The 13,546-nt window shown below is 71.0% G+C and carries 14 protein-coding genes; 10 read left to right on the top strand and 4 right to left on the bottom strand.

Annotation, left to right across the window (positions count from 1 at the left end; all coding sequences use genetic code 11):
- Positions 1-20: 20 nt before the first annotated feature.
- Entirely contained in the window at positions 21-959 is a 939-nt protein-coding gene (locus ABZX30_RS20745; RefSeq protein WP_355935365.1) for a DMT family transporter, read from the bottom strand.
- A 74-nt stretch (positions 960-1,033) separates the two neighbouring features.
- Here ABZX30_RS20745 and ABZX30_RS20750 point away from each other — a divergent pair, with 74 nt between their 5' ends.
- Entirely contained in the window at positions 1,034-1,936 is a 903-nt protein-coding gene (locus ABZX30_RS20750) for a LysR family transcriptional regulator (RefSeq protein WP_355935366.1), read from the top strand.
- A gap of 54 nt (positions 1,937-1,990) precedes the next feature.
- Here ABZX30_RS20750 and ABZX30_RS20755 read toward each other — a convergent pair whose 3' ends face one another.
- Positions 1,991-2,458 carry a pyridoxamine 5'-phosphate oxidase family protein gene (locus tag ABZX30_RS20755; protein WP_355935368.1) on the bottom strand — a complete coding sequence of 156 codons (468 nt, stop codon included), beginning with the start codon at positions 2,456-2,458 and terminating at the stop codon, positions 1,991-1,993.
- 160 nt (positions 2,459-2,618) lie between these two features.
- Here ABZX30_RS20755 and ABZX30_RS20760 point away from each other — a divergent pair, with 160 nt between their 5' ends.
- Positions 2,619-3,263, top strand: a complete 645-nt coding sequence (locus ABZX30_RS20760; RefSeq protein WP_355935370.1) for a cysteine hydrolase — start codon at positions 2,619-2,621, stop codon at positions 3,261-3,263.
- A gap of 9 nt (positions 3,264-3,272) precedes the next feature.
- Here ABZX30_RS20760 and ABZX30_RS20765 read toward each other — a convergent pair whose 3' ends face one another.
- A complete protein-coding gene (locus ABZX30_RS20765) occupies positions 3,273-3,779 on the bottom strand; it encodes a Rieske (2Fe-2S) protein (RefSeq protein ID WP_355935372.1) in 507 nt (168 codons plus the stop codon).
- Positions 3,780-4,287: 508 nt separating this feature from the next.
- On the opposite strand from ABZX30_RS20765, the gene ABZX30_RS20770 reads away from it, so the two are divergent.
- Together ABZX30_RS20770 and ABZX30_RS20775 are read left to right on the top strand one after the other, a co-directional pair.
- Complete coding sequence (locus tag ABZX30_RS20770) at positions 4,288-5,376, top strand: PP2C family protein-serine/threonine phosphatase (RefSeq protein WP_355935423.1); 1,089 nt, start codon at positions 4,288-4,290, stop codon at positions 5,374-5,376.
- 34 nt (positions 5,377-5,410) lie between these two features.
- The gene (locus ABZX30_RS20775; RefSeq protein ID WP_355935374.1) at positions 5,411-5,950 is read left to right on the top strand and encodes a MarR family transcriptional regulator; all 540 of its coding nucleotides are present in this window, start codon (positions 5,411-5,413) and stop codon (positions 5,948-5,950) included.
- A gap of 217 nt (positions 5,951-6,167) precedes the next feature.
- Here the strand turns inward: ABZX30_RS20775 and ABZX30_RS20780 are convergent, their stop codons facing one another.
- On the bottom strand, positions 6,168-7,847 hold the full coding sequence (locus tag ABZX30_RS20780; protein ID WP_355935424.1) for a chloride channel protein: 1,680 nt from the start codon (positions 7,845-7,847) through the stop codon (positions 6,168-6,170).
- A 294-nt stretch (positions 7,848-8,141) separates the two neighbouring features.
- On the opposite strand from ABZX30_RS20780, the gene ABZX30_RS20785 reads away from it, so the two are divergent.
- From ABZX30_RS20785 to ung, 6 genes are all read left to right on the top strand, one after another.
- Positions 8,142-8,906 carry a HipA family kinase gene (locus tag ABZX30_RS20785; RefSeq protein WP_355935376.1) on the top strand — a complete coding sequence of 255 codons (765 nt, stop codon included), beginning with the start codon at positions 8,142-8,144 and terminating at the stop codon, positions 8,904-8,906.
- Entirely contained in the window at positions 8,903-9,319 is a 417-nt protein-coding gene (locus ABZX30_RS20790) for a DUF3037 domain-containing protein (protein ID WP_355935377.1), read from the top strand. Before ABZX30_RS20785 ends, ABZX30_RS20790 begins: the two co-directional genes overlap by 4 nt.
- Before the next feature lie 126 nt (positions 9,320-9,445).
- Positions 9,446-10,207 (top strand): 3-oxoacyl-ACP reductase FabG, encoded by a 762-nt coding sequence (fabG, locus tag ABZX30_RS20795; RefSeq protein WP_355935379.1) that lies wholly within the window; start codon positions 9,446-9,448, stop codon positions 10,205-10,207.
- 20 nt (positions 10,208-10,227) lie between these two features.
- Positions 10,228-10,989: an SDR family oxidoreductase gene (locus ABZX30_RS20800; protein ID WP_355935381.1), complete on the top strand. Its 762-nt coding sequence runs from the start codon at positions 10,228-10,230 to the stop codon at positions 10,987-10,989.
- Between the two features lie 201 nt (positions 10,990-11,190).
- The gene (locus ABZX30_RS20805) at positions 11,191-12,765 is read left to right on the top strand and encodes an ABC transporter substrate-binding protein (RefSeq protein ID WP_355935383.1); all 1,575 of its coding nucleotides are present in this window, start codon (positions 11,191-11,193) and stop codon (positions 12,763-12,765) included.
- 93 nt (positions 12,766-12,858) lie between these two features.
- The gene (ung, locus tag ABZX30_RS20810) at positions 12,859-13,542 is read left to right on the top strand and encodes a uracil-DNA glycosylase (RefSeq protein ID WP_355935384.1); all 684 of its coding nucleotides are present in this window, start codon (positions 12,859-12,861) and stop codon (positions 13,540-13,542) included.
- Positions 13,543-13,546 lie beyond the last annotated feature (4 nt).

A 13,546-nucleotide genomic window follows, 5' to 3' on the forward strand; every position in this document is an offset into this window, starting at 1 on the left:
CGGGGCGCATGTCCGTGGCCCTAGGCCGCCCGCTTGTCCCGCGCCTGCGTCAGCGCCGCGCCCGCCAGCACGATCACCGCTCCCACCGGGGTGGTCCAGTGCAGTGTCTCGTCCAGGATCGCGACGCCGGCGGCTGTGGCGATGACCGGGATGAAGTAGGTGACCATCTGGGCCGTCGTCGGACCGACCTCGGTGACCAGGCCGTACTGGATGAGGACCGCGAGGCCGGTGCCCAGCGCGCCGAGGGCGGCGACGGCGAGCAGCGGTATGAGGGCGAAGCGGGCGGGGGCGGTCGTGAACAGAGGGGTGACGACGGCCAGCTGGAGCGTGGCCAGGAGCAGCTGGGCTCCCGTCATCGACAGGTGGGAGTTGCCGGTGCCGGCGAGTGTGCGGCGGACGTATATCCAGCCGACCGGGTAGCTGAGCGAGGCCAGCAGGGCCAGTGCGGTGCCCGTGGCGTCGAGGCCGGTGAAGCCCTGCCAGGCGCCCAGGACCGTCAGCACCCCGAGGAAGCCCAGGCCGAGCCCGGCGACCCGCAGCCGCGTCGGCCGGTCCTCGGAGAGGGCGACCACGGACAGGGCCATGCCCCACAGGGGTGAGGTGGCGTTGCAGATGCCGGCCAGTGTCGACGGGATGGTCAGTTCCGAGTAGGCGAAGAGGGAGAACGGCAGGGCGTTGAGCAGGAACGCGGCGACCGCCAGATGACCCCAGGTGCGGGCCCCGCGCGGGAGGCGCTCCCGCTTCACCGCCATCGCGGCCCCGAGCACCGCCGTACCGAAGACCAGTCGCCCGAGGGTGACCTGGAAGGGTGCGTAGTCCTCCGTGCCCACCTTGATGAGCAGGAAGCTGAAGCCCCAGATCAGGGACAGGGCGCCGAAGCGGAGACGCCAGTCGAGGCGGGCGCGGGGGCGCGCGGTGGTTTGCGGGGCTGCGGTGCGAGGGGCAGTGGCGGTGCTCATGGCCTCCACGATGCGGCAGCCGACCTCGTAGCACAATTGAGATTTCCACAGCGATACCTCTTAGTATTACTTATATGTTGAACCTGGAGCGCCTGCGCACCCTCGACGCCCTCGCCCGGCACGGCTCCGTCAGCGCGGCGGCCGAGGCGCTGCACGTCACGACGTCCGCGGTCTCCCAGCAGCTGGGCAAACTGGAGCGTGAGGCCGGCCAGCAGCTGCTGGCCAAGAACGGCCGGGGCGTCCGGCTGACCGACGCCGGCCGGCTGCTCGCCGAGCACGCGGCGCGCATCCTCTCCCAGGTGGAGCTCGCCCAGTCCGACCTGGAGGCGCACCGGGGCCAGGTCGCCGGAGAGCTGCGGCTGTCGGCGTTCCCGACCGCCGCGCGCGGCCTGTTCCCCGCCGCGCTCGCCGACCTGCGCGCCCGGCACCCGGCGCTGCGCGTCCGCTCCTGTGAACTGGAGCCGGAGAACGGCGTCGCCGGAGTGGTGCGCGGCGACCTGGACCTCGCGGTCGTCCTCGACTGGTACAACAAGCCGATGCCGGTGCCCGACGGCCTGGTCAAGGCGCCCCTGCTCGACGACCCGGCCGACGTGGCGATGCCGGTCGGCCACCCGCTCGCGGGCCGTGCCGAGGTGGACCTCGGGGAGTTCGCCGAGGACGAATGGATCACCTGGGGCGAGGGCGAGTTCTGCCACGAGTGGCTGATGTTCACCCTGCGCTCGCGTGGCGTCGAGCCGCTCGTCGGCCACCGTGCCGCCGAGACCCATACCCAGCTCGGCCTGGTCGCCGCGGGGCTCGGCGTGTGCATCGCGCCGGTGCTGGGCCGCCACCCGGTGCCCCCCGGGGTCGTCACGGTGCCGCTCAAGCAGGGGGTGCGCCGGCATGTGTACGTCGTATGGCGCGCGGACGCCGACCGCCGGCCGTCGATCCGCGCGGCGGTCGAGGCGCTGCGGACCGCGGCCGGGGAGGTGGGCTGACCCGGGCCACGCCCACGGCCGGCCGTCCTCCTCCGCCGCCGCGGCCGCGAGGTCCTACGCCGGACCCAGCTTGCGGAAGTCCCAGGAGACGATCTTCTCCGGTGTCAGCCGTGCCCAGGCATGCCGCCCGTCGTGGGGCATCTCGTCCAGGCCGAAGTTCTTGCGCGCGAACAGCGTCTCCGCGGTGTCCAGTTCGGCACACAGCTCCCCGATGCGCGGCACCTCCCCGACGAACTCGACCGTGCCGCTCAGCTCGACGCCGCGCAGCTGCTCGTACTCCTCCCCCGAGTCGACCACGATCGCCACCCGCGGATCGCGGCTGAGGTCCGCCCAGCGCTTGCTGCGCACCACCGAGTACAGCCACAGCGACACGCCGTCCCAGGCGTACCACAGGGCACTCACGTGCGGCGCGCCGTTCGCCGACACGGTGGCGACCCGGCAGGTGCGCTGGGTGGTGAGGAACTCGTCCACCTCACCCGGTGTCATCATGATCTTCCGGCCACGGCGCTGAGTGACGGACATGCGGCCCCCTCTTCTCCCACGTCGTGCCAGAGGAGACGGTCCGGGTCCTGTCCGGTGCCTAGATCCTCTGACATCACGTCAGAAAAGAATGAGTCGTCTTCCCCACGGACGCAATGCCGGTTAGTCTCGCCCGCCCCGGACCCCGGCGAAAGGGCGCGACATGGCGTCGCACGAGCGGCTCGCGGAACTCCTCGAGCCCAGGAGCACCGTCCTGCTCACCGTGGAGTGCCAGCAGGGCGTGGTCGGCCCGGACAGCGCGCTGCCCGAGCTCGCCCGACAGGCCCGTTCCTCCGGCGCCCTGGGCAACATCGCCCGGCTGGTCGCCGCCGCTCACGGCAGCGGCGTCCAGGTGATCCACGCCATCGCCGAACGCCGCCCCGACGGCCGGGCCGCCAGCCGCAACGCCCGGCTGTTCCGCGCCGCCGAACGGCTCCCGGTGCGGCAGCTGTCCGGCAGCACGGCGGTGCGTGTCGCGCCGCCGATCGAGGTCACCGAGGAGGACATCGTCGTACGACGGCTGCACGGCCTGTCGCCGGTGCAGGGCACCGAGGTCGACGCGCTGCTGCGCAACCTGGGCTGCCGCACACTGGTCGTCACCGGGGTCTCGGCCAACGTGGCGATCCCCAACGCCGTGTTCGACGCGGTCAACCTCGGCTACACCGCCGTCGTGCCGTCCGACGCCATCGCGGGGGTGCCGCCCGAGTACGTCCCCGCGATGATCCGCAACACCCTCGCGCTGGTCGCCACGGTCACGACCACGGACGAGGTGCTCGGCTGCCTCGGGCGGCCGCGCCGCCGGGGCTGACGCCCCCTTTCACGTCAGCTTGATCTCGTCCCCGGCGACGGTGATGTTCGCGGCGGCCAGCGGCTGCGTGGCCGGCCCCTGCTTCACACTGCCGTCCGCGGCGGAGAAGTGGCTGTTGTGGCACGGGCAGACGATCACGCCGTCGGCGACGCTGCCCACCGCGCACCCCGCGTGGGTGCACTTGGACGAGAAGGCCTTGTAGGTACCCGCCGTCGGCTGGGTGACCACCACGCCCTGGTCCTTGAAGATCTTGCCGCCGCCCTCGGGGATGTCCGAGGTCTTGGCGAGCGCGGTGCCGCCGGCGCTGCCGCCGCTCTCCTGCGCGCCGGGCGAGCTGTCGGTTCCGGTCGATCCCGTGGTCCCGGCCCCGGCCGCTCCGACCGCGCTGGAGTTGTCCGACGACTTGTCGTCCGACCCGCAGGCGGTCAGCGCGACGGCGAGTCCCGCCGCTCCGGCCGCCGCCACGACGGTACGGCGGGCCGGTCCCGCTGCGGGGGTGGGCGATGCGCTGGTCATGAGGGGTTCCCTTCCGCGGAGCTTTTCGTGATCCGTCCAGGGGTACGGTCTCGGGGCACCACCTGTTCAGACGGCATCGAGATCTTGTCTTCCTGGGGGTGAGGCGACCGTAAACTCAAGCTGTCGTTCCGCTGTCGATCCGGCCTCGCGTCGGCGTGGCAGCCCCCGGCCGGGAGGCCTCGTCGCTCGGGGGTCAAGCCGGCGGCCGGTATGCCGCCCAAACCCGTACCGGTGCCGATCACTCCTGGGCGCCGGGCGACGCGACCGCCGACTTGCCCCCTCCGTGCAAGTTTTGCATGATGCAATCTTCTAGGCCAGGGATTGGATGAAGTCCCTGTCCGGCGGGGCGCGGCGGTCGTCCCGGACGGGGGAGGAGGCTGGGGGCCTTTGGCGCGGAAACTCTTGCATAGTCTAAGGACGGGGCGGGGATGCCTGTGCCAGAAGTCATGAGAAGGCGGCTCCCAGGACCGCCGGACCACTGGAGGACGTCGTGACCGAGCACAAGCCGATGCCCGGGTCCGCCGTGCTGTCCTGGATGCCGGCGGCGGTGATGGCCGTGGTCGCGGGAGCGGACCTGATCTCCGGGCCGGGGGTGGGGTTCCTGCCGTTGGTCTCGCTCGGACCGGCGTTCTCGGGACTGGTGGGAGGGTGGCGGCGTACGGCGCTGATCGGCGCGGTGGCGCTGGCGCTGTGCGTGGGGCTCGGGCTGTACGACGGGCTGTTCGAGGAACGCCGGGGGTTCTCGGCGATGGTGTCGGTGGCGGGTGTCACCGGTGTCGGCGTCGCGGCGGCCGTGATGCGCTCGCGCAGGGAGGCGGAGCTGGCCAGCGTGCGGTCGATCGCGGAGGTGGCCCAGCGGGTGCTGCTGCGGCCGGTGCCGAGGACCGCCGGGCCGCTGCAGGCGGCGGTGTCGTACACCTCGGCGGTGGCCGAGGCGCGGATCGGGGGCGATCTGTACGAGGTGGTCGCCTCGCCGCACGGGATCCGGGTGATCGTGGGGGACGTGCAGGGCAAGGGGCTGGCCGCGGTGGAGACCGCCGCCGTGGTGCTCGGCGCCTTCCGGGAGGCGGCCCACGACGAGCCCGGCCTGGCCGGGCTGGGCGAGCGCCTGGAACGCAGTGTGGCCCGGGAGCTGGAGGGGGAGAGGTTCGTCACCGCGGTCCTCGCCGAGATCGGCTCCGGCCGTGAGGTCGTCTTCCTCAACTACGGCCATCCGGCCCCGATGGTCGTACGACAGGACGGCACCCCCGAGTTCCCGCAGCCGCCCGCGTACGCCCTTCCCCTGGGGCTGGGCGCCCACGGGAGCGAGGGCCCCACGCCCTACACAGTGGCCTTCGTGCCCGGCGACCAACTGCTGCTGTACACCGACGGAGTGACCGAGACCCGGGACGCGGCAGGCTCCTTCTATCCTCTCGGTGACCGGTCGCACCTGCTCAAGGAGCCGGACGCGGACCGCGCCCTGGAGGCCGTACGGGAGGACCTGGTCAGACATGCCGACGGGCCGCTGCACGACGACGCCGCGATGCTGCTGCTCAGATACCACGGTCACGGGGGTCACGTCGGGCACGGGGAAGGAAACTCTGTCCCCCTTGCGTGAGGAGGCACCGGCTTCGGCACGGTAGAAAGGACGCATGCCGGAGCGTGAGAACCCCGTGGGGGTCATGGACGACGTGGACGCGGTCACCCGAGCGGTGCTGACCGCCTCCCGTCTGCTGGTGGCGGTCTCCGCCCGTTCCCTCGCCGAGGTCGAGGAGCGAGTGACACTCCCGCAGTTCCGGATGCTGGTGGTGCTGGCCACCCGGGGCGACACCAAGCTGGTGGCGCTCGCCGACCTGCTCCAGGTGGCCCCCTCGACGGCGATGCGGATGGTGGACCGGCTCATCGCGGCCGGACTCGCCGACCGGCAGACCAATCCCGACAACCGCCGCGAGACCCTGCTGCGGCTCACCGAAGAGGGCCGCCGCACCGTCGAGCACGTCACCGCCCGGCGCCGCTCCGAGATCGCGGCGATCGTCGCGCGGCTCGGGCCCACCCAGCGGCTCGCGCTCATCGAGGCCCTGGGTGCCTTCAACAGGGCCGGAGGCGAGCCCCCGGCGACGGCTGCCGCGGACCACCCCGATCCGCACCCCCTGGGCTGGACCGGGGACGAGGCGATGGTCCACGACATGTGACCCGTGCGGGACCATCCGGTGGTGAGCGCCCCACCGACAGCGAGGGTTCCGATCGGGCTGCGGGAGATGGGCATGGCCTCCTTGCGGGAGATGGGCATGGCCTCCTGGTGCGAGACCGCATGGCTGCCCGGACGTACGCAGGCGGCACGGAAGAGAACCTTTGTGCAGGGTAAAGATTGCATGATGCTAACTAGGGGGGGCCGCGCGGCCCGTTCCCTCAGGTCCGCGCGTGCACCGCGCGCAGCGCACTCTGGTGGCTGAGCCAGCCGACCGGCTCGCCGTGCCCCGGGTCGAGGACCGGCATACCGGTGCCCGCGGCTGCCAGCAGGGCGTTCAGCGCCTGGGCGAGGGACTGGTCGGCGGTGACCGGGGCGGGCGGTTCGGCGAGCCGGCCGACCCGGGTGGGGGCCGCCTGCGGCTCCTCCGCCAGGGCCTCGGCGACCGCCTGGGCCGTGACCACGCCGATGTACGCCCCGGCATCGTCGACGACCGGGAGAGCGCCGTGCCCCGAGCGGCTCAGCAGGGCGGCGGAGTCCGCGAGCGTCGTCGACGCGGGCAGCGGGGTGGGCAGGGGGTCCATCACGGAACCGACCAGCTGGCTCCCGAGCCTCGCGCCCTGGGCGGGGCCTTCGAGGTCGATGCCGCGGCGGCGGAGTTTGAGGGTGTAGACGGTGTCGGGCGACAGCAGGTGGCTGGTGGCGGTGGCCAGCACGATGGCCAGCATCAGCGGCAGGATGATCGAGTACTCGCCGGTGAGCTCGAAGAGGATCACCACGGCGGTGATCGGTGCCCGTGCCGCGCCGGCGAACACGGCGCCCATGCCGACCAGTGCGTACGCGCCGACCGCGCCGGCGGACGAGGGCAGCAGGTGGTGGACGCCGATGCCGTACGCCGAACCGAGCATCGCGCCGATGAACAGGCTGGGAGCGAACACCCCGCCCGAGCCGCCGATGCCGATCGTCAGGCTGGTCGCCAGCATCTTGCCCGCCAGCAACAGGAGCAGGAAGCCGGCCGCGTAACCGCCCTCGGTCGCCTTCTCCAGCACCGGATAACCGACGCCGTACATCTGGGGCAGGAAGAGGAGTACCAGGCCGAGCGCCAGCCCGCCGGCCGCCGGGCGGAGCCACTCCGGGCCGCGCCAGAGCCAGTCGCAGGCGTCCTCGACCAGGTACAGGAACCGGGCGAAGCCCACTCCGGCCCCCGCGGCCCCGACGCCGAGCGCGGCGAACAGGCCGTACTGGGCAAGGTGGTCCACGTGGAAGTCGGGAAGCCTGAGGAAGGCGACATTGCCGAAGGCGGCGCGTCCGATGACGCTCGCGGTGACGCTGGCCAGCACCGTGGCGCCGAAGGCTTCCGCGCTGAACGTGCCCAGGATCAGCTCCATGGCGAAGAACACGCCGGCCAGCGGCGCGTTGAACGTGGCCGCGATACCGGCCGCCGCACCGCACGCGACCAGCAGCTTCAGCCGGCCGTCGGTCACCTTCGTCAGACGGCCGAGAGTGGAGCCGAGCGCCGAGCCGATCTGCACGATGGGGCCTTCGCGGCCGACCGAACCCCCCGAGCCGATGCACAGGGCGGAGGCGAGGGTCTTGACCACGGCGACCTTCGGGCTGATCCGCCCGCCGCGCTGGGCGACGGCCAGCATCACCTCGGGCACGCCGTGGCCGCGCGCCTCCTTGGCGAACCGGTTCACCAGGGGGCCGTAGAGCAGCCCCCCGATCACCGGGGCGAGCAGCACGAAGTACGGGCCGAGCCACGGCACGTGCGGATTGTCCGTACCCGCGGCGGCCGCGTAGTCCGCGTGGCCGGAGAAGAGGCGGGTGAAGGCCTTGATGCACCAGCGGAAGACGATGGAGCCGACGCCGGCACCCGCGCCGATCACCACGGCGAGCGCCATCAGGCCCCACGGGGCGGTACGCAGGCCCCCCAGGCTCGGTGCGGGCGTGAAACCACTCGTTGCGTTGCTGGGCACGTGCTTCCTGTCCGTTGCTGCCGGTGTGGCGCTCGTCGATGCGGTCTCCATATCTTTGCATTATGCAAAAACGGTGGGAAGGGCGGGTCGTGGGACGCTCCCGGCCGCACCCACGGCCCGAGCGTGCTGAAGGCTTCCTCGCCCGCGGTCACCCTCGGTTACTATGCTCACTTCATCGGGGGAGCGCTGCGAGGGTGAAGAAACGGGTGGCCTGGGAACATGCTGAAAGCGGTCACCGCAACCCGCTACATCACGCCATTGCGTGAGGGCGGCTCGCTGCCGGGGCTCGTCGAGGCCGACGACCTCGGGACGTACGTCATCAAGTTCACCGGCGCCGGTCAGGGCCGCAAGACGCTGGTGGCCGAGGTCGTCTGCGGCGAACTGGCCCGCCGCCTCGGCTTCCGGATGCCCCGGCTGGTGACGGTCCAGCTCGACCCGGTCCTGGGGCTGGGCGAACCCGACCAGCAGGTCCAGGAACTGCTCAGATCTAGCGGCGGCACCAACCTCGGCATGGACTTCCTCTCCGGCGCCCTCGGCTTCGACCCGCTCGCCTTCACGGTGAGCGGCGAGGAAGCCGGGAGGATCGTCTGGTTCGACGCACTGGTGAACAACGTCGACCGCTCCTGGCGCAACCCCAACCTGCTGATGAGCCGGGGGGAGCTGTGGCTCATCGACCACGGCGCCACCATGATCTGGCACCACAACTGGCCCGGCGCCGAGACCTCCGCGGCCCGCCCGTACGACGCCTCGGACCACGCTCTCGCACGTTTCGCACCGGATGTCGCGCGCGCCGCCGCCGAACTGGCGCCCCTGGTCACCGAGGAACTGCTCGCCGAGGTCACCGCCGAGATCCCCGACGCCTGGATCTGCGACGAGCCCGGCTTCGCCACCCCGGACGAACTCCGGCGGGCCTACGCCCGGCCGCTGCTCGCGCGCGCCGCCGGGATCCACGAGAACGTCACCGGCATCGAGGGGAACAAGTGACTGAGCGCCACATCACCCGGGCGGGCCAGGGCGGTGACCGCGACGTCTTCGAGTACGCGCTGCTCAGGGTCGTACCCCGGGTGGAACGGGGCGAGTGCATCAATGCGGGAGTGATCGTCTACTGCCGCGCGAAGGCGTACGTCGGTGCCCGTACCCACCTCGACGAGGCCCGGCTGCTGGCGCTCGATCCGGACGCGGACGTGGCGGGCGTGCGGGCCGCGCTGGGCGCCGTCGAGGGCGTGTGCACCGGGGGCGCGGCGGCCGGTCAGGCGGCGGGGGACGACGCCGGGCGGCGCTTTCGCTGGCTGATCGCGCCCCGCTCGACGATCGTGCAGCCCGGGCCCGTGCACACGGGGCTCACGACCGATCCCGTGGGCGAGGCGCAGCGGTTGCTGGACCTCCTGGTGAGGTAATGGATCACACGCACCCGGTGTGCCGTTGACACCGGGTGCCAGGGCTTCTAGCGTCACGTGTGCTGAAGGTACTAAGCGGTCGCTCACCCATCGGGCGCACCTTCTCTAGGGCGAGGAGAAACAGCAATGTCCACCACTGAGCAGCGGGTCGCCGTGGTCACCGGCGCCGCGCGCGGCATCGGTGCCGCCACCGCCGTACGACTGGCCGCCGAGGGCCGCGCGGTCGCCGTGATCGACCTCGACGAGGCCGCCTGCAAGGACACCGTGGAGAAGATCACCGCGGCCGGCGGCAAGGCCATCGCGGTCGGCGCGGACGTCTCCGACGAGGCGCAGGTCGAGGCGGCCGTCGCGCGCGTCGTCGAGGAGCTGGGCGCGCCGACCATCCTGGTGAACAACGCGGGCGTGCTCCGCGACAACCTGCTGTTCAAGATGACCACCTCCGACTGGGACACCGTCCTGGGCGTCCACCTGCGCGGCTCCTTCCTGATGGCCAAGGCCGTCCAGAAGCACATGGTGGACGCGGGCTTCGGCCGCATCGTCAACCTGTCCTCCTCCTCCGCGCTCGGCAACCGCGGCCAGGCCAACTACTCCGCCGCCAAGGCGGGCCTGCAGGGCTTCACCAAGACCCTCGCCTTCGAGCTGGGCAAGTTCGGCATCACCGCCAACGCCGTGGCCCCCGGCTTCATCGTCACCGAGATGACCAAGGCCACGGCCGAGCGCGTCAAGATGGGCTTCGAGGAGTTCAAGGCCGCCGCCGCCACCCAGATCCCGGTGCAGCGCGTCGGCGAGCCCGAGGACATCGCCAACGCCATCGCGTTCTTCACCGGCGAGGCCGCCGGCTTCGTCTCCGGCCAGGTCCTGTACGTCGCCGGCGGACCGCTGAACTAGGAACACTGGGGATCACGGACATGACTGAACTGCCTGAACTCTCCGGCAAGGCGGCCCTCGTCACGGGCGCCAGCCGCGGCATCGGCCTCGGCGTCGCCGAGGCGCTGGTGGCGCGCGGCGACCGGGTGTGCATCACCGGCCGCAACGAGGAGGCCCTGAAGGAGGCCGTCGAGAAGCTCGGTGCCGACCGGGTCATCGGCGTCGCCGGCAAGGCGCACGACCTCGCCCACCAGGCCGAGGCCGTCGGGCGCACCATGGAGGCCTTCGGCCGCGTCGACTTCCTGGTCAACAACGCCGGTACGAACCCGGTGTTCGGGCCGATCGCCGACCTCGACCTGGAGGTCGCGCGCAAGGTGTTCGAGACCAACGTGATCTCGGCGCTGGGCTTCGCTCAGAAGACCTGGCACGCCTGGCAGAAGGACAACGGCGGCGCGATCGTCAACATCGCCTCGATCGCGGGTCTCGCGGCCTCGCCGTTCATCGGCGCCTACGGCGTCAGCAAGGCCGCGATGATCAACCTGACCCAGCAGCTCGCGCACGAGTTCGCGCCCAGGGTGCGGGTCAACGCCATCGCGCCGGCCGTCGTGAAGACCAAGTTCGCGCAGGCCCTGTACGAGGGCCGGGAGGAGGAGGCGGCCGCCGCCTACCCGCTCGCCCGGCTCGGCGTGCCCTCCGACATCGGCGGCGCCGCCGCGTTCCTCACCTCGACGCAGTCCGACTGGATCACCGGGCAGACGCTCGTGGTCGACGGGGGCATCTTCCTGAACGCCGGCGTGGGCTGACGGCACCCGCCGTTCTGCGCCCCGGGCGCCGTTCCCCACGGGAGCGGCGCCCTGTTCGCGCCGCAAGAGGTACGGACAGGGCGATGACAACGTCGTCATCACACAGTGGATCAAGGAGCCTGGTCACAGGGGTGGCTCAGGTGGCGTGACGCTGCGGTATGGTCTGCCGACCCTTGGTATGGCGGATCGAGGAGCGTGCGCGTGTTCAACCGGAACCGAGGCCTGCAGAAAGTGGCTGCGGTCCTGTCCATATCGTTGGTGGCCGGCTGCGGAATCTTCTCCGACGGCGACCAGAACGGCGGCGGGCCGATCGTGGTGGGCACCACGAGCGCGCCCAGCACCCTGGATCCGGCCGCCTCCTGGGACCAGTCCTGGGAACTCTTCCGCAACATCTACCAGACCCTGCTCAACTACCCCGTCGGCGCGACCACACCGCAGCCCGACGCGGCCGAGAGCTGCCGGTTCACGGAGTCGAACACCGTCTACACCTGCAAGCTCCGCGCAGACCTGACCTTCTCCAACGGGCACAAACTGGACGCTCAGGCCGTCAAGTACTCGTTCGACCGGATCAAGAAGATCAACGTCAGCACCGGCCCGGCCGGCCTGCTGACCGGCCTCGACCGGGTCCAGGCGGTGGGCGACCGCGAGGTCGTCTTCCACCTGGACAAGCCGGACGCCACCTTCCCGTTCGTGCTGGCGACGCCCGGCATGTCGATCGTGGACCCCGCGGAGTACTCGCAGACCGCGCTGCGCAAGGACGCCCGGGTGGTCGGGTCCGGGCCGTACGACCTGCAGTCCTACCAGCAGGGCAAGCAGGCCGTACTGGTCGCGAACAAGCGCTACAAGGGCTTCGCGAAGCGCAGGAACGACGCGGTGACCATCCGCTACTACCAGGACTCGCGCCTGCTGGCCGACGACCTGCGCAAGAAGAAGATCGAGGTCATCTTCCGAGGCCTCGGCGCCGCCGACATCCTCTCCTTCCAGAACCAGGCCAGCGGCGACATCGATCTCATCGACGGGTCGAGCAACGAGATCGAGTACCTGGTGTTCAACCCGAAGGACCCCTGGGCCCGCAAGACTCCCGTCCGCAGGGCCGTCGCCCAGGTCATCAACCGCAGCGAGCTCGTCCACCAGGTCTACAAGGACACCGTCCAGCCGCTGTACTCCATGGTCCCCGCGGGCCTCACCGGGCACACCTCCGTCTTCTTCGACGACTTCGGGGACCCCAGCGTCTCCAAGGCCCGCAAGATCCTCGCCGACGCGGGCATCACCCAGAAGGTGCCGCTGACGCTCTGGTACACCACCGACCGCTACGGTTCGGCGACCGCGAAGGAGTTCCAGGAGATCAAGAGCCAGCTGGAGGCCTCCGGCCTGTTCACCGTCACCCTGCACGGTGCTCCGTGGAACACCTACGTGACGGGCTACCAGAAGGGCGAGTACCCGGTGTTCGGGCGTGGGTGGTCCCCCGACTACCCCGACCCCGACAACTTCATCGCTCCGTTCGTCGGCAACCAGAACGCCGTCGGCACGCCCTACTCGACGCCGAAGATCACTGACGAACTGCTGCCCCGCTCCCGTCGGGAGGCCGACCGCAGCCGTGTGGTGAAGGACTTCCAGGAGGCGCAGACGATCCTGGCGAACGACGTGCGGCTGCTGCCGCTGTGGCAGGGCAAGCAGTACCTGGCCGTGAGCGACGACATCTCCGGCGCGGAGCGGTCGGTCGACCCGTCCACGATCATGATGGTGTGGGAGCTGTTCCGGAAGACCAGCTGGTAGAGGAGGCGTTCTCCGATGACGGGGGCACCGTTGTCAGTGGTCGCCTGTAGGTTCTGAGACCTGCAAGTGACCGCACATCGTGAGGACGTTGACGTGACCGACATCGCCATGCTGCCCGAGTCCTGGCGCGGGGTTCTGGGTGACGAGCTGCAGCAGCCCTACTTCAAGGAGCTGACCGAGTTCGTCGAGGAGGAGCGGTCGAAGGGTCCCGTCTTCCCGCCGCGCGAGGAGGTCTTCGCCGCGCTGGACGCCACGCCGTACGAGAAGGTGAAGGTACTGATCCTCGGCCAGGACCCCTACCACGGCGAGGGCCAGGGCCACGGCCTGTGCTTCTCGGTCAGGCCCGGCGTGCGGATCCCGCCGTCGCTGCGCAACATCTACAAGGAGATGCACGAGGAACTGGGCACCCCGATCCCGGACAACGGCTATCTGATGCCGTGGGCCCAGCAGGGCGTCCTGCTGCTGAACGCGGTGCTCACGGTCCGCAGCGGCGAGGCCAACTCGCACAAGGGCCGGGGCTGGGAGCGGTTCACGGACGCCGTGATCCGCGCGGTGGCCGGCCGGCCCGACCCGGCGGTCTTCGTGCTGTGGGGCAACTACGCGCAGAAGAAGCTCCCGCTGATCGACGCCGATCGGCACGCCGTGGTGAAGGGCGCGCACCCTTCGCCGCTGTCGGCCAGGAAGTTCTTCGGCTCCCGTCCGTTCACGCAGATCAACGAGGCCGTCGCCGCGCAGGGCCACGAGCCGATCGACTGGAGCATCCCGGACATCGGCTGACCGC

The organism is Streptomyces sp. NPDC004542, from assembly GCF_040610035.1.
Classification (GTDB): domain Bacteria; phylum Actinomycetota; class Actinomycetes; order Streptomycetales; family Streptomycetaceae; genus Streptomyces.